General features: G+C 61.9%; 18 protein-coding genes. 7 read left to right on the forward strand and 11 right to left on the reverse strand.

Annotated features, from left to right (window positions below):
• Positions 1–67: 67 nt before the first annotated feature.
• The 11 genes from PMI26_RS14405 to PMI26_RS14355 all read right to left on the reverse strand — a co-directional run bounded on the left by PMI26_RS14405 (position 68) and on the right by PMI26_RS14355 (position 13,244).
• Entirely contained in the window at positions 68–772 is a 705-nt protein-coding gene (locus PMI26_RS14405; protein WP_081500975.1) for a TetR/AcrR family transcriptional regulator, read from the reverse strand.
• A 111-nt stretch (positions 773–883) separates the two neighbouring features.
• Positions 884–2,386, reverse strand: a complete 1,503-nt coding sequence (gene lysS, locus PMI26_RS14400) for a lysine--tRNA ligase (protein ID WP_033047908.1) — start codon at positions 2,384–2,386, stop codon at positions 884–886.
• A 106-nt stretch (positions 2,387–2,492) separates the two neighbouring features.
• Positions 2,493–3,588 (reverse strand): peptide chain release factor 2 gene (gene prfB, locus PMI26_RS31215; RefSeq protein ID WP_095965010.1). Its coding sequence is split into 2 segments (ribosomal slippage): positions 2,493–3,515 and positions 3,517–3,588, totalling 1,095 coding nucleotides; the frame shifts between segments, so codons are not numbered across the junction.
• A 207-nt stretch (positions 3,589–3,795) separates the two neighbouring features.
• Positions 3,796–4,797 (reverse strand): response regulator, encoded by a 1,002-nt coding sequence (locus PMI26_RS14390; protein ID WP_007975041.1) that lies wholly within the window; start codon positions 4,795–4,797, stop codon positions 3,796–3,798.
• A 48-nt stretch (positions 4,798–4,845) separates the two neighbouring features.
• The gene (locus tag PMI26_RS14385; RefSeq protein WP_007975042.1) at positions 4,846–5,856 is read right to left on the reverse strand and encodes a chemotaxis response regulator protein-glutamate methylesterase; all 1,011 of its coding nucleotides are present in this window, start codon (positions 5,854–5,856) and stop codon (positions 4,846–4,848) included.
• The gene (locus PMI26_RS14380) at positions 5,853–8,147 is read right to left on the reverse strand and encodes a hybrid sensor histidine kinase/response regulator (RefSeq protein ID WP_007975044.1); all 2,295 of its coding nucleotides are present in this window, start codon (positions 8,145–8,147) and stop codon (positions 5,853–5,855) included. The genes PMI26_RS14385 and PMI26_RS14380 overlap by 4 nt, the downstream gene beginning before the upstream one ends.
• Positions 8,144–8,824, reverse strand: a complete 681-nt coding sequence (locus PMI26_RS14375; RefSeq protein WP_007975046.1) for a chemotaxis protein CheW — start codon at positions 8,822–8,824, stop codon at positions 8,144–8,146. Before PMI26_RS14375 ends, PMI26_RS14380 begins: the two co-directional genes overlap by 4 nt.
• Positions 8,821–10,092: a CheR family methyltransferase gene (locus PMI26_RS14370; RefSeq protein ID WP_007975048.1), complete on the reverse strand. Its 1,272-nt coding sequence runs from the start codon at positions 10,090–10,092 to the stop codon at positions 8,821–8,823. Before PMI26_RS14370 ends, PMI26_RS14375 begins: the two co-directional genes overlap by 4 nt.
• Positions 10,089–10,625, reverse strand: coding sequence for a chemotaxis protein CheW (locus tag PMI26_RS14365; protein WP_007975050.1), 537 nt, complete (start codon positions 10,623–10,625; stop codon positions 10,089–10,091). The genes PMI26_RS14370 and PMI26_RS14365 overlap by 4 nt, the downstream gene beginning before the upstream one ends.
• A complete protein-coding gene (locus PMI26_RS14360; RefSeq protein ID WP_007975052.1) occupies positions 10,625–12,247 on the reverse strand; it encodes a methyl-accepting chemotaxis protein in 1,623 nt (540 codons plus the stop codon). The genes PMI26_RS14365 and PMI26_RS14360 overlap by 1 nt, the downstream gene beginning before the upstream one ends.
• Before the next feature lie 310 nt (positions 12,248–12,557).
• Entirely contained in the window at positions 12,558–13,244 is a 687-nt protein-coding gene (locus PMI26_RS14355; RefSeq protein WP_007975053.1) for a tellurite resistance TerB family protein, read from the reverse strand.
• Positions 13,245–13,427: 183 nt separating this feature from the next.
• On the opposite strand from PMI26_RS14355, the gene PMI26_RS14350 reads away from it, so the two are divergent.
• The 7 genes from PMI26_RS14350 to PMI26_RS14320 all read left to right on the forward strand — a co-directional run bounded on the left by PMI26_RS14350 (position 13,428) and on the right by PMI26_RS14320 (position 21,754).
• Positions 13,428–14,342: a LysR family transcriptional regulator gene (locus PMI26_RS14350; RefSeq protein WP_007975056.1), complete on the forward strand. Its 915-nt coding sequence runs from the start codon at positions 13,428–13,430 to the stop codon at positions 14,340–14,342.
• A gap of 102 nt (positions 14,343–14,444) precedes the next feature.
• Entirely contained in the window at positions 14,445–15,932 is a 1,488-nt protein-coding gene (locus PMI26_RS14345) for a gamma-aminobutyraldehyde dehydrogenase (RefSeq protein WP_081500976.1), read from the forward strand.
• A gap of 84 nt (positions 15,933–16,016) precedes the next feature.
• On the forward strand, positions 16,017–17,168 hold the full coding sequence (ydcS, locus tag PMI26_RS14340) for a putative ABC transporter substrate-binding protein YdcS (RefSeq protein ID WP_007975060.1): 1,152 nt from the start codon (positions 16,017–16,019) through the stop codon (positions 17,166–17,168).
• A 216-nt stretch (positions 17,169–17,384) separates the two neighbouring features.
• Positions 17,385–18,422, forward strand: coding sequence for an ABC transporter ATP-binding protein (locus PMI26_RS14335; RefSeq protein WP_007975061.1), 1,038 nt, complete (start codon positions 17,385–17,387; stop codon positions 18,420–18,422).
• A 1-nt stretch (position 18,423) separates the two neighbouring features.
• On the forward strand, positions 18,424–19,371 hold the full coding sequence (locus PMI26_RS14330; RefSeq protein ID WP_007975063.1) for an ABC transporter permease: 948 nt from the start codon (positions 18,424–18,426) through the stop codon (positions 19,369–19,371).
• Positions 19,361–20,170: an ABC transporter permease gene (locus PMI26_RS14325; RefSeq protein WP_007975065.1), complete on the forward strand. Its 810-nt coding sequence runs from the start codon at positions 19,361–19,363 to the stop codon at positions 20,168–20,170. Before PMI26_RS14330 ends, PMI26_RS14325 begins: the two co-directional genes overlap by 11 nt.
• A 159-nt stretch (positions 20,171–20,329) precedes the next feature.
• Complete coding sequence (locus PMI26_RS14320) at positions 20,330–21,754, forward strand: gamma-aminobutyraldehyde dehydrogenase (protein WP_007975068.1); 1,425 nt, start codon at positions 20,330–20,332, stop codon at positions 21,752–21,754.
• Positions 21,755–21,934: the final 180 nt, after the last annotated feature.

Consider the following 21,934-nt stretch of genomic DNA (forward strand, 5'->3'; position numbering starts at 1 on the left):
TTAATGTTGAATGGTAAACCGCTATCGCGAGCAAGCTCGCTCCCACAGGGGAAAGCGCCAGCCGGGACTACTCCGATGCCAGCACCAGGTGCATGTAGCGCGTCAGGATGCCGAGCATTTCCTCTTCGGCGGCAGGCTCGTCTACGTTGAGCAGGCCCTGATATTCCATCCGGCCGATAATCGCCGTCAACACCTTGGCATCCTGATGCGGCTCGCGCGAGCCCAGCACCTGGAACAGCTGGCAAGAGCCCTGCAACAGGATTTGCTGATGCGAACGCACCAGTTCGGCCAGGCGCGGGTTAAGCAACGCCTCCTGGCGGAACGCCTGCTCGGCCATCAGGTGTTCGCGGCGATTGATCAGTTGCCGGTGAACGTAATCGGTCATCAGCCGTGCGATATCGTCCGCCAGTTTCGAGCGCGCCTGCGGGCTGCCATCGCCGCTGGCGATCATGTCGCGCAGCAGGCCCTCGTTGTTCACCCACAGCTTGCCCATGTACGCGGCACTGCGCTCCACGTATTGGGCGAAGGTATCGGTGAGCAGGTCATCGATATCCTTGAAATAGTATGTGGTTGCCGACAACGGCACTTGCGCCTCGGCGGCCACCGCACGGTGCCGTACGGCGCGCACGCCATCGCGCACGACAATGCGCATCGCGGCGTCGAGAATGTCCTGTCGACGCTGCTCACTGCCCTGTCGGCTGGCCTTGCGGCCCTGGTACTGAACACTTTCAGCGACCGCAGTGGCGATACCCGCTGCACCTTCTTGAGCCATTGCACGAATCACGACAGGTATTTCCTCTCAGATGAAACTAACAAGTTGATACGTTTGTACCAGACAGGCAATAAAAAACCGCCTGAAAAGGCGGTTTTTTAATTGAAACACTTATGCTTGCGGCCGCATGTGCGGGAACAGGATCACGTCGCGGATCGACGGGGAGTTGGTCAGCAGCATCACCAGACGGTCGATACCGATGCCTTCACCCGCCGTTGGCGGCATGCCGTACTCCAGCGCACGCACGAAGTCGGCGTCGTAGTGCATGGCTTCGTCGTCGCCGGCGTCCTTGTCGGCCACCTGGGCCATGAAACGCTCGGCCTGGTCTTCCGCGTCGTTCAACTCGGAGTAGGCGTTGGCGATTTCACGACCACCGATGAACAGCTCGAAACGGTCGGTGACGTTCGGGTTGTCGTCGTTACGACGGGCCAGCGGCGACACTTCGAACGGGTACTGGGTAATGAAGTGCGGCTGTTCCAGCTTGTGCTCGACCAGCTCTTCGAAAATCATCACCTGCAGCTTGCCCAGGCCTTCGAAGCCCAGCACCTTGGCGCCGGCTTTCTTGGCGATGGCGCGAGCCTTGTCGATGTCGTTCAGGTCGTCGGCGGTCAGCTCGGGGTTGTACTTGAGGATCGAGTCGAACACCGACAGGCGCACGAACGGCTCGCCGAAGTGGAACACCTTGTCGCCGTACGGCACGTCGGTGCTGCCCAGAACCAGTTGCGCCAGTTCACGGAACAGTTCTTCGGTCAGGTCCATGTTGTCTTCGTAGTCGGCGTAGGCCTGGTAGAACTCCAACATGGTGAATTCAGGGTTGTGACGAGTCGAAACGCCTTCGTTACGGAAGTTGCGGTTGATCTCGAACACCTTCTCGAACCCGCCGACAACCAGGCGCTTGAGGTACAACTCCGGCGCGATACGCAGGAACATTTCCATGTCCAGCGCGTTGTGGTGGGTTTCGAACGGCTTGGCGGCCGCGCCACCCGGAATGGTCTGCAGCATCGGCGTTTCCACTTCCAGGAAATCACGCTTCATCAGGAAGCTGCGGATGTGGGCGATGACTTGCGAACGCACGCGGAAGGTCTGGCGCACGTCTTCGTTGACGATCAGGTCAACGTAGCGCTGGCGGTAGCGCTGTTCGGTGTCGGTCAGGCCGTGGTGCTTGTCCGGCAGCGGGCGCAGGGATTTGGTCAGCAGGCGCACGTTGGTCATTTCAACGTACAGGTCGCCCTTGCCGGAACGGGCCAGGGTGCCTTCGGCGGCAATGATGTCGCCCATGTCCCAGGTTTTCACCGCGGCCAGGGTTTCTTCGGACAGGGTCTTGCGATTGACGTAGACCTGGATACGACCGGTCATGTCCTGGATCACCATGAACGAGCCACGGTTGAGCATGATACGACCGGCAACCTTGACCGGGATCGCAGCCTCTGCCAGCTCTTCCTTGGTCTTGTCCGCGTACTGTTTCTGCAGTGCATCGCAGTAGTTTTCGCGGCGGAAGTCATTCGGGAAGGCATTGCCCTTGGCGCGCTCGGCAGCAAGCTTTTCCTTGCGCAGGGCGATCAGGGAGTTTTCTTCCTGTTGCAGGGCTTGCGGGTCGAGTTCTAGGTCGCTCATGTCTTTAAATATTCCATCACGGGTTCGTTGCCCCCAGGCCTGCGGCCTGGGGATCGCCGGCAAGCCGGCTCCTACAAGGGATCGCGGGGATCCTGTACAGCATTGCTTACAGCCCGGACTTCAGGCTCGCTTCCAGGTATTCGTCGATGTCGCCATCGAGCACCTTGTCACAGTCGCTGCGTTCGATGTTGGTGCGCAGATCCTTGATCCGCGAGGCATCGAGCACGTACGAACGGATCTGATGACCCCAGCCGATATCGGACTTGGTGTCTTCCAGCGCCTGGGACGCCGCATTGCGTTTCTGCATTTCCTGCTCGTACAACTTGGCCCGCAGCATTTTCATGGCGGTGTCCTTGTTGGCGTGCTGGGAACGTTCGTTCTGGCAGCTGACCACGGTGTTGGTCGGTACGTGGGTGATACGTACGGCCGAGTCGGTGGTGTTTACGTGCTGACCACCGGCACCCGAGGAACGATAGGTGTCGATCCGCAAGTCTGCCGGGTTGATTTCGATTTCGACCTTGTCATCGATCTCTGGCGAGACGAACACCGCGGAGAACGAGGTGTGGCGACGGTTGCCGGAGTCGAACGGGCTCTTGCGCACCAGACGGTGCACGCCGATCTCGGTGCGCAACCAGCCAAACGCGTATTCGCCCTTGATGTGTACGGTCGCGCCCTTGATCCCGGCGACTTCACCGGCGGACAGTTCCATGATGGTCGCGTCGAAACCGCGTTTGTCGGCCCAGCGCAGGTACATGCGCAGCAGGATGTTGGCCCAGTCCTGGGCTTCGGTGCCGCCGGAACCGGCCTGGATGTCCAGGTAGGCGTTGTTCGGGTCCATTTCGTGGCTGAACATGCGACGGAATTCCAGCTTGGCCAGACTTTCCTCGAGACGGGCCAGCTCGGCGACGACATCGTCCACTGCGCCTTCGTCGTTTTCTTCGACAGCCATGTCCAGCAGGTCGCGGCAATCGGCCAGACCGGTGTTCAGTTCGTCCAGGGTATCGACGATCTGCGCCAGCGCAGCGCGCTCGCGGCCCAACTCCTGGGCGTATTCAGGTTTGTTCCAGACACTCGGATCTTCAAGCTCGCGATTGACTTCGGTCAGACGCTCATGCTTTTGATCGTAGTCAAAGATACCCCCGAATGGTTTCGGAGCGCTCGGACAGGTCCTTGATGGTGTTCAGGATCGGGTTGATTTCCATGACGGGCAGCACTCGTTGGCGAACTTTTGAAAGCCGGCGAGTATACCGGGAAACAGCCGAAAACGGCAGTCCGCTTGGCCGAAATGCCAAGTCCCTGTAGGAGCGAGCTTGCTCGCGAGAAACGCTCAGGCACCGCGTTTATTCAGATAGCCATCGTCATCGTTAACGACCATCGCGAGCAGGCTCGCTCCTACGGGGGCGTGGTGCTCAACCGATCCCCACCTGATTACGCCCATTGTTCTTCGCCAAATACAGCCCCTTGTCCGCCGCCAGGATCAGGTCGCGGCAGCTGCTGCCCGCTTTCGGGGTGATGGTCGACAGGCCGATACTGATGGTCAGACTCGACCCTTCGGCCGGCGAGTTATGCGGGATCTTCAAGGCTGCCACGGTCTGGCGCAGCTTCTCGGCGACAAGCCGCGCGCCACCCTGGGAGGTATTGGGCAGCACCAGGGCAAATTCTTCGCCGCCGTAGCGGGCCGGCAGGTCCGAAGGGCGGGCACTGGCCTCCTTGATCGCCGCGGCGACCTTGCGCAGGGCTTCATCGCCTTCCAGGTGGCCGAAGCTGTCGTTGTAGGCCTTGAAGTAGTCGACATCGATCATCAGCAACGACAACTGGCTCTGCTCACGCAGCGAGCGGCGCCACTCCAGTTCCATGTACTCGTCGAAGTGCCGACGGTTCGACAGCCCGGTCAGGCCATCGGAGTTCATCAGGCGTTGCAGGACCAGGTTGGTGTCGAGCAGTTGCTGCTGGCTGACCCGCAACGCGCGGTACGCCGCGTCCCGTTGCAGCAGGGTCATGTAGGACCGTGAGTGATAGCGGATGCGCGCGACCAGTTCGATGGTGTCCGGCAGCTTGACCAGGTAATCGTTGGCCCCGGCCGCGAAGGCCGCGCTCTTGATCAGTGGATCTTCCTTGGTCGACAGGACGATGATCGGAATGTCCTTGGTCGCCGGGTGATTGCGGTATTCGCGCACCAGGCTCAGACCGTCAAGGCCGGGCATGACCAGATCCTGCAGGATGACCGTCGGCTTGATGCGCACCGCGTGGGCGATGGCCTGGTGTGGATCGGCGCAGAAGTGGAAATCGATGTTCTCTTCGTTCGCCAGGCCCCGGCGCACGGCTTCGCCGATCATGGCCTGATCGTCCACCAGCAACACCATGGCGGCGTTTTCGTCGGTCTTGAAGTCGTCGAGCTGTAATTCATTCATGTGCGGTCACCTGAGTACTACCTGAGCCAGGAATGAGGAAAAAAGTGCTCATTTGGCGAAAATCTCCAGCAATCGTGGCGCTATCTTGTCCAGCGGGCGAATCTCCACGGCAGCGTCGATGGCTGCGGCCGCCTTTGGCATGCCGTACACCGCACTGCTACCCTGGTCTTGTGCGATGGTCAGGTAGCCCTGTTGGCGCATGAGCTTAAGCCCCTGGGCGCCATCACGCCCCATGCCGGTGAGTAAAACCCCCACGGCGTCACCGTTCCAGTAACTGGCCACGCTCTCGAAGAACACATCGATGGAGGGCCGGTAGATTTCGTTGACCGGTTCGGCGGTGTAGGCCAGCGTGCCGTTTTTCAGCAAGCGAATATGGTGATTGGTGCCGGCCAGCAATACCGTGCCGCTTTGCGGCGGCTCGCCTTCCTCGGCCAGGCGCACGTTGAGGCCGCTGGCACTGCCGAGCCATTCAGCCATGCCGGCGGCAAACACCTGGTCAACGTGCTGCACCAGCACGATGGCCGGGGAGAAATCACGCGGCAGGCCCTTGAGCAAGACCTCCAGCGCCGCCGGCCCACCGGCGGATGAGCCGATGGCGATCAGGCTCTGGCGTGAACCCGAACTGCGCAACGGTGCCGGCGCCGGGCGCGGGCGATTGCCCTTGTCGCCGATCAGCCAGCCGATGTTCATGATCTTGCGCAACAACGGCGCAGCCGCGTCCTGGGCATTGCCGGCGCCGACGGTCGGGGTGTCGACTACGTCCAGCGCACCGTGGCCCATGGCCTCGAACACCCGGTGCACGTTCTGCTGGCGATCCACGGTGACGATGACAATGGCGCACGGGGTCTCAGCCATGATCCGCCGCGTGGCCTCGACGCCATCCATCACCGGCATGATCAGGTCCATCAGGATCAGGTCCGGCGTGTCCTGGGCGCACAAGCGCACCGCTTCGGCGCCATTGCTGGCGACCCAGACGACCTCGTGTGTCGGCTCAAATGCCAGGGCGCGGCGCAGGGCCTCTACCGCCATGGGCATGTCGTTGACGATTGCAATCCTCATGCCCGCGCTCCTCCGATGAGCTCGACCACTGCATCGAGCAAGGCGTCGTCATGAAAACTGGCCTTGGCTAGATAATAGTCGGCCCCGGCATCCAGTCCACGGCGCCGGTCCTCCTCACGATCCTTGTAGGACACCACCATCACCGGCAGCGATTGCAGGCGATTGTCCCGACGCAGCAACGTAACCAGTTCGATGCCGTCCATGCGCGGCATATCAATATCGGTGATCAGCAGATCGAAATCCTCCGAACGCAACGCGTTCCAGCCGTCCATGCCGTCTACCGCAACCGCCACGTCGTATCCGCGATTGAGCAACAGCTTGCGCTGCAACTCTCGCACGGTCAGGGAATCGTCCACCACCAGAATTCGTTTGCGGGCCGCCTCGACCACCTGGTTGCTGTGGCGGGCGATGCGTTCCAGGCGCCCGGTGTTGAGCAGTTTTTCCACCGAACGCAGCATGTCTTCGACGTCGACGATCAGCACCACCGAGCCGTCGTCGAGCAAGGCCCCGGCGGAAATGTCCTGCACCTTGCCCAGACGCTCATCCAGCGGCAGCACCACCAATGTCCGCTCCCCGATAAACCGCTCCACGGCCACGCCGTAGATCGCATCGCGCTCGCGAATCACCACGACTTTCAGGGTTTGCCCGCTGTTCTGGCTGGCCGGGCGATGCAGCAACTGGCTGGCCGCCACCAGCCCGACATGCCGGCCCTCGTGCCAGAAATGCTGGCGACCTTCGACCTGCACGATGTCCGCCGGCTCCAGATCACACATGCGCTCAATGTGCGCCAGCGGAAAGGCATAGGCCTCGTCGCCGACTTCCACCACCAGACTGCGCACCACCGACAGGGTCAACGGCACTTCAAGATGGAAACGACTGCCCTCGCCCGCCGTCTGCTCCAACACCACCGCACCGCGCAACTGCCGGACCATGTGCTGCACCGCATCCAGGCCGACGCCACGACCGGACACCTCGGTGACCCTGTCGCGCAGACTGAAACCGGGCAGGAACAGGAACGTCAGCAGTTCTTCTTCGCTCAACTGCGCGGCGGTTTCTGCGGGGGACAGATTTCGTTCAACGATACTGCGACGGACTTTTTCCAGGTCCACGCCGTTACCGTCATCGCTCAATTCAAGCACCAGCAAACCGGCCTGATGAGACGCGCGCAGGCGAATCAAACCTTCCGCCGGCTTGCCGGCCAGCAGGCGTTGTTCCGGAAGTTCGATGCCGTGATCGACCGCGTTGCGCAACAGGTGAGTCAGCGGCGCCTCGAGCTTTTCCAGCACGTCGCGATCGACCTGAGTCTTCTCGCCTTCAATCTCCAGTCGCACCTGTTTGCCCAGATCGCGCCCCAGATCACGGACCATGCGCACCTGCCCGGTCAACACATCGGCAAAGGGCCGCATGCGACAGGCCAGCGCCGTGTCGTACAACACCTGCGCCCGCTGGCTGGCCTGCCAGGCGAACTCATCGAGTTCGGCGTTCTTTTCCATGAGCAACTGCTGGGATTGCGCGAGCAAGCGCCTCGCATCCTCAAGGGCTTCCTGGGCTTCCAGGCTCAAGGCGTGATCCTTGAGATGAACGTTGAGATTCTCTAGCGCTCGCAGGCTGTTGCTCTGCATGCGCTTGAGTCGCTGCATAGTCGCCAGGTGCGGCTTCAGGCGCTGGGTTTCCACCAGGGATTTGCTGGACAGATCGAGCAGGCTGTTCAGGCGCTCGGCGGTGACGCGCAACACACGTTCGCCATTTTCGGTAGTGCGTTTGGTCTTGCGCGGGGCTGGTACCGGAGGCGGTTCGACGACAGGCGCCGGCGGCTCGACCTTGGGGGCAGGTGCTTCGAGCATGAGCTCGGCGATAATCGATTCGGCCATGACCGGTTCGGCAGGCGCAACCAGCGGCGCTGTCGGATCCAGCAAGCGTGCCATCAAGGATACGTAAGCCTCAATGTCCGAGGCCTGCGGGTTGTTGCCCGGCGTGGCGATGCGCATCAGCAGATCGGTGCCTTGCAGCAACGCATCGATGTGTTCGGGGCGCAGCAACAGGCGCCCTTCCTGGGCACTGACCAGGCAATCCTCCATGACGTGGGCGACGCTGACCCCGGCATCGACGCCCACGATCCGCGCCGCGCCCTTGAGCGAGTGCGCCGCACGCATGCACGATTCAAGCTGATCGGCCAGGGTCGGATCGCGCTCAAGCGCCAGCAGGCCGGCACTCAAGACCTGGGTCTGGGCTTCGGCCTCCAGGCTGAACAGCTCCAGCAAAGAGGCGTCGCGCATTTGCTCGGGGGTCATGTGAGGCTCCGGGTCACGGCGGACAACAGCTGTTCTTCATCCAGCCAACGCAGGCTGCGACCTTTGAATTGCAACACGCCACGAGTGTATTTGGCGCTGGCCTGGGCCCCCGAGCGTGATGCGCTATCGAGGATATGCTCGTCGATGGCGTGAATCCCGTCGACTTCGTCCACCGGCACCACCACCGGCCCGCCGTGGGCCGCGATGATCAGCATGCGCGGCATGACCCGCGCACCCGGTGCCACATTGCCGGTGCCGTCGAGCCCGAGCAGTTCCACCAGCGACAGGCAGGCGACCAGCGCGCCACGCACATTCGCCACGCCGAGCAAGGCCCGGGAGCGCTGGTGCGGCAAAGAGTGAATCGCCTGCAACGGCGACACTTCCACCAGGCTGCGCGTGGCCAGGCCCAACCACTCCTCCCCCAGACGGAACATCAACAACGAGCGGGTTTTCACCTCACTCTCGAGCGCGACGGACACTGGCCCGCGCTCTTGCTGCTGCAAGGCATAACGATCGAGCAGACGCGTCGCAGCGGCCGAATACACCGCACAATTGCGGCAATGAATATGTTCGGCCAGCAACGGGCAGGACTTGTCGCCGTGGATACCGATGCGGTTCCAGCAATCGTCGATGGCCTGGGCATCCCGGGTGACGCTTAAGGTGTCGGAGGCGATCATCGTTTACGCTCACTGTCGGCGGCGCGTGCGCTGCGGGCGGCACGCTCCTGCAATCGTCTGGCCCCCGCCGCGTCACCCTGGGCCTGCAGCAAGGCGGCCAGGTGCATCAACGCTTCGGGATGTTGCGGTTCGAGGTACAACGCCTTGCGATAAAAGCCCTGGGCTTCCAGGACATTTCCCGCCACATCACTGAGCAGTCCCAGCCAGTAGAACACCTGGGCTACCGGTTCATGACTGCGCAAATAGCTGTCACACGCGGCTTTTGCCTCGGCGCTTCTGCCTTCGTTGGCCAGCCCGGCGATGTTGGCCAGCAGCGCGGCCGTATCGGTGCCAGAGGTTTTCGGCACAGGCGCCAGCGGCACGACACCGGCGAACGGACGGCTGCGCACCGGCGCTGCTGGTCGATTGCGCAACGGTTGCGGCACAGGCAAGGGGGTTGGAACGAATGTCGGCAGGGGTACAGGCTCCGCAGTCCCTTGTCGACTGAAGGCGAAGGACTGCGCGATACCGATCGAGCGCATCCCCAGACGCCCCAGCAGACTGCCTTCGGCCGGGCCGATAAACAGCACGCCGTCATCGTGGGTCAGGCGCTTGAGCACTTCAAAGACTTGCTTCTGGGTCGGCTGGTCGAAATAGATCAGCAGGTTGCGACAAAACACGAAGTCGAATGGCGGTTCACCGGCCAGCAAGGCCGGGTCCAGCAGATTGCCGACCTGCAAGCGCACCTGTTCCTGCACGCGCGGGTCCAGGCGATAGCCGTCGCCTTCGGCAATGAAATGGCGGTCGCGATATGCAATGTCGTCGCCCCGAAAGGAATTCTTGCCGTACAAGGCTCGCCTGGCTTTATCCACCGACAACGGACTGACGTCCATGCCGTCGACCTTGAACTGGTGCGGCTTGAGTCCGGCATCGAGCAACGCCATGGCGATTGAGTACGGCTCTTCACCGGTGGAACACGGCAGGCTGAGAATCCGCAGTGCGCGCAGGTTGTTGATTTCGCCCAGACGCTTGTTCGCCAGTTTCGCCAGGGTGGCGAAGGATTCCGGATACCGGAAGAACCAGGTTTCCGGAACGATCACCGCTTCGATCAATGCCTGTTGCTCGTCCCGTGACCCCAGCAAGGTGCACCAATACTCATCGGCCGAAGCTGCTTGCGCAGCCACGCTGCGCTGGCGCACCGCCCGCTCGATGATGGCCGGCCCCACCGAGGTCACGTCGAGTCCGATACGCTCCTTGAGGAAGTCGAAAAAACGCTGATCGCTGCTCATGGCCGCACCTCCAGCAACACCGGATCCATTGGCGACGAAGGAAACAGCAAGGCGCGCACCTGATCGTTCAGCAGATCACTGACCCGTACCCACTGCAGCAAGCCTTGCTCGTCCTTGCGCACCGGCCCCAGGTAAGGCGCCTGGCGATTGTCCAGGCCATAGGGCTGGAAGTCCGCCGGATCGCAGCGCAAGGTGTCGGTTGCCTGTTCCAGAATCAGCCCGAGCAGTTGTGTCTCGCCGGCTTCATCCGGGCGGTAGTTGACCAACACCAGTCGGGTACTGGTACGGGCCTGTGCCGGTGCACCAAACGTCAGTGCACTCAAGTCGATCACCGGCACCACGGCCCCCCGATAGGCGAACACCCCGACGACCCAGGCGGGGGCATGGGCAATGGGCTTTAACGGCAGGCGCGGCAGCACTTCAGCCACTTCGACAGCCTTCAAGGCATAGCGCTCGCTGCCGATGCGAAACACCAGAAACAATGCATGCAGCGCCTGCTTCACGGCAGAGCGCTTGGCCGTGATTTCGCTCATCAGACTTTGAATCGCGAAACGCCGCTGCGCAGCCCGACGGCCACCTGGCTCAGTTCATCGATGGCGAAACTGGCCTGGCGCAGAGACTCGACCGTCTGGCTGCTGGCATCACCCAACTGCACCAGCGCATGGTTGATCTGCTCGGCACCGGTAGCCTGGGCCTGCATCCCTTCGTTGACCATCAGCACCCGCGGCGCCAGCGCCTGGACCTGATGGATGATCTGCGACAACTGCTCGCCGACCTGCTGCACCTCGGACATGCCGCGACGCACTTCTTCGGAAAACTTGTCCATGCCCATGACCCCGGCCGAAACCGCTGACTGGATCTCGCGCACCATTTGCTCGATGTCGTAGGTGGCCACCGCCGTCTGGTCCGCCAGGCGCCGTACTTCGGTGGCGACCACGGCAAAACCGCGCCCGTACTCACCGGCCTTCTCGGCCTCGATGGCGGCGTTGAGCGACAACAGGTTGGTCTGGTCTGCCACCTTGACGATGGTCACCACCACCTGATTGATGTTGCCGGCCTTCTCGTTGAGGATCGCCAGCTTGGCATTGACCAGGTCGGCAGCGCCCATCACCGAGTGCATGGTTTCCTCCATGCGCGCCAGGCCCTGCTGCCCGGAGCCGGCGGCCACGGAAGCCTGATCGGCGGCGGTGGAGACCTCGGTCATGGTGCGCACCAGATCCCGGGAGGTGGCGGCGATTTCACGGGAGGTCGCGCCGATTTCCGTGGTGGTGGCGGCGGTTTCCGTGGCAGTGGCCTGTTGCTGCTTGGAGGTGGCGGCGATCTCGGTGACCGACGTGGTCACCTGCACCGATGAGCGCTGTGCCTGGGACACCAGTGAAGTGAGCTCGGCCATCATGTCGTTGAAACCGGTCTCCACCGCACCGAATTCGTCCTTGCGCTCCAGATTGAGACGGCGGCTGAGATCGCCCGTACGCATGACTTCGAGGATCTGCACGATACGGTTCATCGGCGCCATGATCGCGCGCATCAACAACAGACCGCATAGACCGGCAGCCAGTACGGCGATCACCAGGGAAATGCCCATGATGACTTTTGCGGTGAGCACCGCATCGTCGATGGCCGCGATATCCCGGTCCGCCACGGCTTTGTTTTCGCTGATGATGTCGTTGAGTTTCATGCGCCCCGCGGTCCAGGCCGGGGTCAATTGTTCGTTGAACAACCGGATCGCTTCGACGGCCTGATTGCGCTTGTGCAGGTCGAGCACCGCAGCCAGGACTTTGCTGTAGTCGTCGTGAAGCTTTATGAAGGTGGCGTACTCGACCTTGTCTTCATCCGTGGTGACCGTGTCGCTGTAGTTCTTCATCTGTTCTTGCAGGCGGGTTTCGAAAGTTTTGAAGTTTTCCGCCTGTTCAGCACTCAACCCCTGCCCTTCCCTGAATCCCAGTATTTCCTGGGTCCGAAGGTAACTGTCCACCCAGGCGCTGCGAACCATGGAGCTGTAATACAGCCCGGGAAGCGCGTCTTCACGTACGCTCGCTTCACTGCTTTCGATCTTCAGCAACCGCGAATACGAGACGACCACCATCAACAACATGATGGCGATAATGACCGCAAAACTCGCCAAAATGCGTTGGCGCAATGTCCAGTTCTTCACAGTCAATCCTCAGGCCTGATTCGAAATGCGGGGAGTATAGCCGAGGGCGGTGTTTCATTTATAAGACGGATGCACGCCACTTCTCATCCCGTTGAAAAAAGGCGGGATGGGCTCTGGAGGGGACTGTCCGCTAATTGAGGGAAGGAGTGTTAGGGGTGATTGGGTAGAATCGGGCGATGGATCGGCCATTGGGGATGTGGCGCGACTGAAAACGAGGACCTGTGGGAGCTGGCTTGCCAGCGAAAGCGTCGTGTCAGACAACCGATTACTGACTGAATGAACGCCTTCGCTGGCAAGCCAGCTCCCACAATTACATCGAAGCCTGGCGCACCTGCTTCTCCAGTTCAGCCTTCAACCCCGGCTCCAGCTTGAGTTGCCGCGCCAGTTCATCCAGGTAGGACTTCTCCATGAAGTTCTCCTCGTCGACCATCATCACACTCGCGATGTACATCTCGGCGGCGGTCTCCGGCGTGCGCGCGGCACGGGCGACGTCGCTGGGGTCCAGCGGTTTGTTGAGTTCGGCATGCAGCCAGTGTTGCAGCTCCTGGTCATTGTCGAGCTTGATGAACTCGCCCTCGATCAGTGCGCGCTCACGTTCGTCGACATGCCCGTCAGCCTTGGCCGCGGCCACCAGCGCCTTGAGAATCGCCTGGCTGTGCTGCTCGACTTGCGCGGCAGGCAAACGGTCGAGGGTTTGCGGTTCGGTTTCCGGCGCAGTGCCCTGCTGGGCCTGCCAGTTGCCGTAGGCCTTATAGGCCAGCACGCCCAACGCGGCGAGGCCGCCGTAGACCGCAACCTTGCCGCCGACCTTGCGGGCCTTCTTGCTGCCGAGCAGCAAGCCCATGGCGCCTGCCGCCAACGCCCCGCCGCTCGCGCCGGAAAGCAAACTGCCAAGGGCACCACCGCTCGCGCCTTTTTGCTGTGAGCCACCGGCCTTGTTTTGCAGCAGGTCCTGGCCGGACTTGAGTAGCTGATCGAGCAATCCACGGGTGTTCATTTGCTGCCTCCACAGGGCGTTTAACCTGAAACCAAGGGCACCAGCCTAGATCGAAAGTGCCGACGCCCCGTGGGCGAGAGTGCTTCCAGATGTTGCATCGCCAGGCCACCTGGCGCTGACCATCGAAAAAAAAGATATACACTCCAATAAATCGATAAAAACAGCCCACCGGGTGCTTCCCCCATGATGACCTTGCGTCAGATCCGCCATTTCATCGCTGTGGCCGAGACCGGTTCGATCTCCGCCGCCGCACAAACCGCGTTCATTTCCCAGTCGACCCTGACCCTGGCCATCCAGCAACTGGAGGAGGAAATCGGCGTCAGCCTGTTCAGCCGCCACGCCAAGGGCATGACCCTGACCCACCAGGGCCATCAATTCCTGCGCCAGGCGCACTTGATCCTGGCCACGGTGGATAACGCCAAGCGCAGCCTGCAACAGAGCACCGACCAGGTCGCCGGGCAATTGATCGTCGGCGTGACCAGCCTGGTGGCCGGTTATTACCTGGCGGATTTGCTCACCCGATTCCAGCGCGCCTACCCCAACGTGGAAATCCGCGTGATGGAAGATGAACGCCCGTACATCGAGCATTTGCTGGTCAGCGGCGAGATCGATGTCGGCGTGCTGATCCTCTCCAACCTCGAAGACCGCCACGCCTTGCAGACCGAAGTGCTGACCCACTCGCCGCACCGGCTATGGCTGCCGGCCCAGCATCCCTTGCTGGAACACGACAGCATCAACCTCGCCGATGTGGCCCGCGAGCCATTGATTCAACTGAACGTCGACGAAATGGACCGCAACGCCCAACGCATGTGGTCCGCCGCCTCGCTGCAACCGCGCATCACCCTGCGCACGGCCTCGACCGAAGCGGTGCGAAGCCTGGTGGCTGCCGGCTTGGGCGTATCGATCCAGCCCGACATGACCTATCGCCCGTGGTCGCTTGAGGGCGACATCATCGAAGCACGGCCGATTGCCGACCTCAGCCAGACCCTGGATGTCGGCCTCGCCTGGCGTCGCGGTACGGCCCGGCCGGCGCTGGTGGACCCGTTCCTGACGGTCGCCCGCGAACAACCCCATGGCGGGCGCAAGCCATCTATTTAATCGAACGCTACCTTCAGTATTTAGTATTTGTTGTCCTCGGGCCCGCGAACTAGTCTTGTTACATCTATATAAGACGGCCGGGTCCCAACCACTGGGAACACCATGGCCACACAAGAAAAGAGAACCCGAAAAATGGCCGGCGCGCAGACCCCGTTGTTCACCGCATTGTTGATCGATGGTGAATTAGTCGCCGGTCAAGGCTGTGTCGAGCCGATTCTCAACCCGGCCACCGGCGAAATCATCACGCAAATCGCCGAAGCCAGCACCGAGCAAGTCGAAGCCGCGATCCTCGCCGCCCACCGCGCCTTTGCCGGTTGGTCACGGACCACGCCACAGCAACGTTCGAACCTGTTGCTGGACATCGCCAACGCCATCGAAAAAAACGCCGACCTGCTGGCCCGCCTCGAATCCATGAACTGCGGCAAGCCGCTGCACCTGGCCCGCCAGGATGACCTGAGCGCCACGGTCGACGTGTTCCGCTTCTTCGCCGGCGCCGTGCGATGCCAGACCGGCCAGCTCAGCGGCGAATACCTGCCGGGCTACACCAGCATGGTGCGCCGCGACCCTATTGGGGTCGTGGCGTCGATCGCGCCGTGGAACTACCCGATCATGATGGCCGCGTGGAAAATCGCCCCAGCCCTCGCCGCCGGCAACACGCTGGTGTTCAAGCCGTCGGAACACACGCCGTTGTCGATCCTGGCCCTGGCACCCGCGCTGGCCGAGATCCTGCCACGGGGTGTGATCAACATCGTTTGCGGGGGTGGCGAAGGCGTCGGCAGCCACCTGGTGAGCCACCCTAAAGTGCGCATGGTGTCGCTGACCGGCGATATCGTCACCGGGCAGAAAATCCTCCAGGCCGCATCGAAAACCCTCAAGCGTACCCACCTCGAACTCGGCGGCAAGGCTCCGGTGATCGTCTGCAACGATGCCGACATTCAGGCGGTGGTCGAAGGTGTGCGCACTTATGGCTACTACAACGCCGGCCAGGATTGCACCGCCGCTTGCCGCATTTATGCCCAGGCCGGGATTCACGACCGTCTGGTGGCCGAGCTCGGCGCGGCCGTCAGCAGCCTGCGCTTCGCCGGCAAACGCGACGCCGACAACGAAATCGGCCCGCTGATCAGCACCCGCCAGCGCGACCGCGTGGCCAGTTTTGTCGAACGCGCCCTCGGCCAGCCGCACATCGAGCGGGTGACCGGCGCGGCCGTGCATTCCGGCGCCGGCTTCTATTACCAGCCGACCCTGCTGGCCGGCTGCAAGCAAAGCGATGAGATCGTCCAGCGCGAAGTGTTCGGACCGGTGGTCACCGTGACCCGTTTCGATGAACTGGAACAAGCGGTGGACTGGGCCAACGATTCGGAATACGGCCTGGCGTCGTCGGTCTGGACCCAGAACCTCGACAAGGCCATGCAGGTCGCGGCGCGCCTGCAGTACGGCTGCACCTGGATCAACAGCCATTTCATGCTGGTCAGCGAAATGCCCCATGGCGGCCTGAAGCGTTCGGGCTACGGCAAGGACCTGTCCAGCGATTCGCTTCAGGACTACAGCGTGGTGCGGCACATCATGGCCCGCCATGGCGAGCATCTCTGACTACGCTAATAACAAGCCACCAACGGCATGCTTCACCACGTTCAAAACACTGCCCCGACCATAATTAAAGAAGAGGGAATTCCCATGTTCGTGCACAAGACCGCACTGCTCAGTGCAATCACCACCGCGCTGCTGGCCAGTGCCAGCCTCCAGGCCGCCGAGCCGCTCAAAGCTGTCGGGGCTGGCGAGGGCCAACTGGATATTGTGGCCTGGCCTGGCTACATCGAACGTGGCGAGAGCGACAAGGCCTACGACTGGGTGACCGGTTTCGAGAAGGAAACCGGCTGCAAGGTCAACGTCAAGACCGCGGCCACTTCCGATGAAATGGTCAGCCTGATGGCCAAGGGTGGTTACGATCTGGTGACGGCGTCAGGCGACGCCTCCCTGCGCCTGATCGTCGGCAAGCGTGTGCAGCCGATCAACACCGCGTTGATCCCGAACTGGAAAAACCTCGACCCGCGCCTCAAGGATGCCCCCTGGTACGTGGTCAACAAGCAGACTTACGGCACCCCGTATCAGTGGGGCCCGAACGTGCTGATGTACAACACCAACGTGTTCAAGACCGCGCCGACCACCTGGGGCGTGCTGTTCAATGCCGAAAACCTGCCGGACGGCAAGCCGAACAAGGGGCGTGTGCAAGCCTATGACGGCCCGATCTACATCGCCGACGCGGCGCTGTACCTCAAGACCGCCAAACCGGAGCTGGGCATCCAGAGCCCGTACGAACTGACCGAAGCCCAGTACAAGGCGGTGCTCGACCTGCTGCGCGCCCAGCAGCCGTTGATCCACCGCTACTGGCACGATACCACCGTGCAAATGAGTGACTTCAAGAACGAAGGCGTGGTCGCCTCCGGCGCCTGGCCGTATCAGGTCAACGGCCTGATGAACGAGAAACAGCCAATCGCCTCGACCATCCCGAAAGAAGGCGCCACCGGTTGGGCCGACACCACCATGATGCACTCCGAGGCCAAGCACCCGAACTGCGCCTACAAGTGGATGGACTGGTCGCTGCAACCGAAAGTCCAGGGTGACGTAGCGGCGTGGTTCGGCTCGCTGCCAGCGGTCCCTGCGGCGTGCAAGGAGAGCGAACTGCTCGGCGCCGAAGGCTGCAAGACCAACGGTTTCGACCAGTTCGACAAGATCGCCTTCTGGAAAACCCCGCAGGCTGAAGGCGGCAAGTTCGTGCCGTACAGCCGCTGGACCCAGGACTACATCGCGATCATGGGCGGTAGATAACCCACCCTCCCCTGTGGGAGCGAGCTTGCTCGCGATGAGGGCACTCCAGTCAATATTGTTACTGACTGACACTCCGCCATCGCGAGCAAGCTCGCTCCCACAGTAGATCACCGTCGTTGCCGCTACCGCGCTCGGCCGACAGATAAAAGTTTTTGTTTTTTCAGAAGTCCAGGCAGGGCCGCTGCGACGACCTTCGCCTTTTTGGAGCACCGCACCATGACGCTTGCAGTCCAGTTCACCAACGTTTCCCGTCAATTCGGCGAAGTGAAAGCCGTAGACCGGGTTTCCATCGACATCCAGGACGGCGAGTTCTTCTCCATGCTGGGGCCTTCCGGCTCGGGCAAGACCACCTGTTTGCGCCTGATCGCCGGTTTTGAACAACCGAGCGCAGGTTCCATCCGTATTCATGGCGAAGAGGCCGCCGGCCTGCCGCCGTACCAGCGTGACGTGAACACCGTGTTCCAGGATTACGCGCTGTTCCCGCACATGAACGTTCGCGACAACGTCGCCTACGGTTTGAAAGTCAAAGGCGTGGGCAAGACCGAACGCCTGAAGCGCGCCGAAGAAGCGCTCGATATGGTTGCCCTCGGCGGCTACGGCGACCGCAAGCCGGTGCAGCTCTCCGGCGGTCAGCGCCAGCGTGTGGCCCTGGCCCGCGCCCTGGTCAACCGTCCTCGCGTACTCTTGCTCGACGAGCCACTCGGCGCACTCGACCTGAAACTGCGCGAGCAAATGCAGAGCGAGCTGAAAAAACTGCAACGCCAGCTCGGCATCACCTTCATTTTCGTCACCCACGACCAGACCGAAGCACTGTCGATGTCTGACCGCGTGGCGGTGTTCAACAAGGGTCGCATCGAACAAGTCGACAGCCCGCGCAACCTGTACATGAAACCGGCCACCACCTTCGTCGCCGAATTCGTCGGCACCTCCAACGTGATCCGCGGTGATCTGGCGAAGCAAATCAGTGGCAATCCGCAGCCGTTCTCGATTCGCCCGGAACACGTGCGTTTCGCCGAAGGCCCGCTGGCCAGCCACGAAATCGAAGTCACCGGCTTGCTCCACGATATCCAGTACCAGGGCAGCGCCACCCGCTATGAACTGAAACTGGAAAACGGCCAGACCCTGAACATCAGTAAGGCCAACAACCAGTGGCTGGACACCAGTGCACAACACCAGACCGGGCAGCGCATCAGCGCGCGTTGGGCACGCGAAGCCATGATCCCGTTGCACGACACCGTTGCAGGCGGGGTGTGAGATGAACACCGTAGCCATTCCTCAATCTCCGGCCAGCGGCTCGCTGCTGCGCAGGTTTTCCAATCTGCTGTATCGCCGGCCGAATTTTTACCTGTCGCTACTGCTGGTACCGCCGCTGCTGTGGTTCGGCGCGATCTACCTGGGCTCGTTGCTGGTTCTGCTGTGGCAAGGTTTCTACACCTTCGATGACTTCACCATGGCGGTCACCCCCGACCTGACCCTGGCGAACTTCACCGCGCTGTTCCAGCCGTCGAACTTCGACATCATCCTGCGCACCCTGGGCATGGCGATTGTCGTGTCGATTGCCAGCGCCATCGTCGCGTTCCCGATTGCCTACTACATGGCGCGCTACACCACGGGCAAGACCAAGGCGTTTTTCTACATCGCGGTGATGATGCCGATGTGGGCCAGTTACATCGTCAAGGCCTACGCCTGGACCTTGCTGCTGGCCAAGGGCGGCGTGGCGCAGTGGTTCGTGCAGCACCTGGGGCTGGAACCGGTCCTGCAATTCGTACTGGGCATTCCGGGCGTTGGCGGCAGCACCTTGTCGACCTCGCACCTGGGACGCTTCATGGTGTTCGTCTACATCTGGCTGCCGTTCATGATCCTGCCGATCCAGGCTTCGCTGGAACGCCTGCCGCCCTCGCTGCTGCAAGCCTCCGCCGACCTCGGGGCCAAGCCGCGCCAGACCTTCATGCAAGTGATTCTGCCGCTGTCGATCCCGGGCATTGCCGCCGGTTCGATCTTCACCTTCTCGCTGACCCTGGGCGACTTCATCGTACCGCAACTGGTCGGCCCGCCCGGCTACTTCGTCGGCAGCATGGTCTACGCCCAGCAAGGCGCCATCGGCAACATGCCAATGGCTGCCGCGTTCACCCTGGTGCCAATCGTGCTGATCGCCATCTACCTGTCCATCGTCAAACGTCTGGGGGCCTTCGATGCACTCTGAAAAAGCATCTCTCGGGCTACGCCTCGCGGCCTGGGGCGGATTGGTGTTCCTGCACTTCCCGATCCTGATCATCTTCCTGTACGCCTTCAACACCGAAGACGCGGCGTTCAGCTTTCCACCCAAGGGCTTCACCCTGAAGTGGATCGGCGTGGCGTTCTCCCGGCCGGACGTGCTCGAAGCCATCAAGCTGTCGTTGCAGATCGCCTCGATTGCCACGCTGATCGCCATGGTTCTTGGCACGCTGGCTTCAGCGGCACTGTACCGCCGGGACTTCTTCGGCAAGCAGGGCATCTCGCTGATGCTGATCCTGCCGATTGCCCTGCCGGGGATCATCACCGGGATCGCATTGCTGGCGACCTTCAAGACACTGGGCATCGAGCCAGGGATGTTCACCATCATCGTCGGCCACGCGACCTTCTGCGTGGTGATCGTCTACAACAACGTCATCGCCCGCTTGCGCCGTACGTCCCACAGTTTGATCGAGGCCTCGATGGACCTCGGCGCCGATGGCTGGCAGACCTTCCGTTACATCATCCTGCCGAACCTTGGCTCGGCGTTGCTGGCCGGAGGCATGCTGGCGTTTGCCCTGTCGTTCGACGAAATCATCGTCACCACCTTCACCGCCGGCCATGAACGGACCCTGCCGCTGTGGCTGCTGAACCAGCTCAGCCGCCCACGGGACGTGCCGGTGACCAACGTCGTGGCGATGCTGGTGATGATCGTGACCATGCTGCCGATCCTCGGCGCCTATTACCTGACCCGTGGCGGTGAAAGCGTTGCGGGCAGTGGCGGAAAATAAATCAATAACCGACAACAACAATTCCCCGTGGGAGCGAGCCTGCTCGCGAAGAGGCCATCACATCCAACTCTGATGTGCCTGATCCACCGCTTTCGCGAGCAGGCTCGCTCCCACAGGGGCCTGTTTCAACACAAGATCTGCTTTGACGAGGACAACGCCATGCAAACCAAACTCTTGATCAACGGCCAACTGCAAGACGGCGAAGGCCCCGCCCAACCTGTGTTCAACCCGGCACTGGGCCGTGTACTGGTGGAAATCAACGAAGCCAGCGAAGCCCAGGTCGATGCCGCCGTGCGCGCCGCCGACGCCGCGTTCGACAGCTGGTCGCAGACCCCGCCGAAAGAGCGTTCGTTGCTGCTGCTCAAACTCGCCGATGCCATCGAGACCCACGGCGAAGAGCTGGCCAAACTGGAATCGGACAACTGCGGCAAGCCTTACAGCGCCGCGCTGAACGACGAGATCCCGGCGATTGCCGACGTGTTCCGTTTCTTCGCCGGTGCCAGCCGTTGCATGAACGGTTCGGCCGGTGGCGAATACCTGCCTGGCCACACCTCGATGATCCGCCGCGACCCGGTGGGCGTAATCGCCTCCATCGCGCCGTGGAACTACCCGCTGATGATGGTCGCCTGGAAAATCGCCCCGGCCCTGGCCGCCGGCAACACCGTGGTGCTCAAGCCGTCGGAACAGACCCCGCTGACCGCCCTGCGCCTGGCCGAACTGGCGGCGGACATCTTCCCGGCCGGCGTGCTCAACCTGGTGTTCGGCCGCGGTCCTAGCGTCGGCAGCCCATTGGTCACTCACCCGAAAGTGCGCATGGTGTCGCTGACCGGTTCGATCGCCACCGGCTCGAACATCATTTCCAGCACCGCCGACAGCGTCAAACGCATGCACATGGAACTGGGCGGCAAGGCCCCGGTGATCATCTTCGACGACGCCGACATCGACGCTGCCGTGGAAGGCATCCGCACCTTCGGTTTCTACAACGCCGGCCAGGACTGCACCGCCGCCTGCCGCATCTACGCCCAGGCAGGCATCTACGAGAAATTCGTCGAGAAACTCGGCGCCGCCGTCAGCAGCATCAAGTACGGCTTGCAGGACGATCCGTCGACCGAACTCGGCCCGCTGATCACCGCCCAACACCGCGACCGCGTGGCCAGCTTCGTCGAACGCGCCATCGCCCAGCCGCACATTCGCCTGATCACTGGCGGCAAGGCTGTCGAGGGCAATGGCTTCTTCTTCGAACCGACCGTGCTGGCCGATGCCCAGCAGGACGACGAAATCGTCCGTCGCGAAGTGTTCGGGCCGGTGGTGTCGGTGACCAGGTTCAGCGATGAAGCGCAGGTGCTGGGTTGGGCCAACGATTCGGACTACGGCCTGGCCTCCTCCGTGTGGACCGCCGATGTCGGCCGCGCCCATAGGATGTCGGCGCGCTTGCAGTACGGCTGCACCTGGGTGAATACGCACTTCATGCTGGTCAGCGAAATGCCCCACGGCGGGCAGAAGTTGTCCGGGTATGGCAAGGACATGTCGATGTATGGGTTGGAGGATTACACCGTTGTGCGGCATGTGATGTTCAAGCATTAACAGCGAAAAGATCGCAGCCTTCGGCAGCTCCTACAGGCGTTGTGCAGGGCGCGGAATGTGCGATGCATGCGATCCCTGTAGGAGCTGCCGCAGGCTGCGATCTTTTCAGCAGACACAAGGATGATGTCGGCGATTTACATCAAGGATTCACCGCAACACCAAAAAACAATAACCACCGAT

It is taken from the genome of Pseudomonas sp. GM33 (assembly GCF_000282295.1).
Classification (GTDB): domain Bacteria; phylum Pseudomonadota; class Gammaproteobacteria; order Pseudomonadales; family Pseudomonadaceae; genus Aquipseudomonas; species Aquipseudomonas laurylsulfatiphila.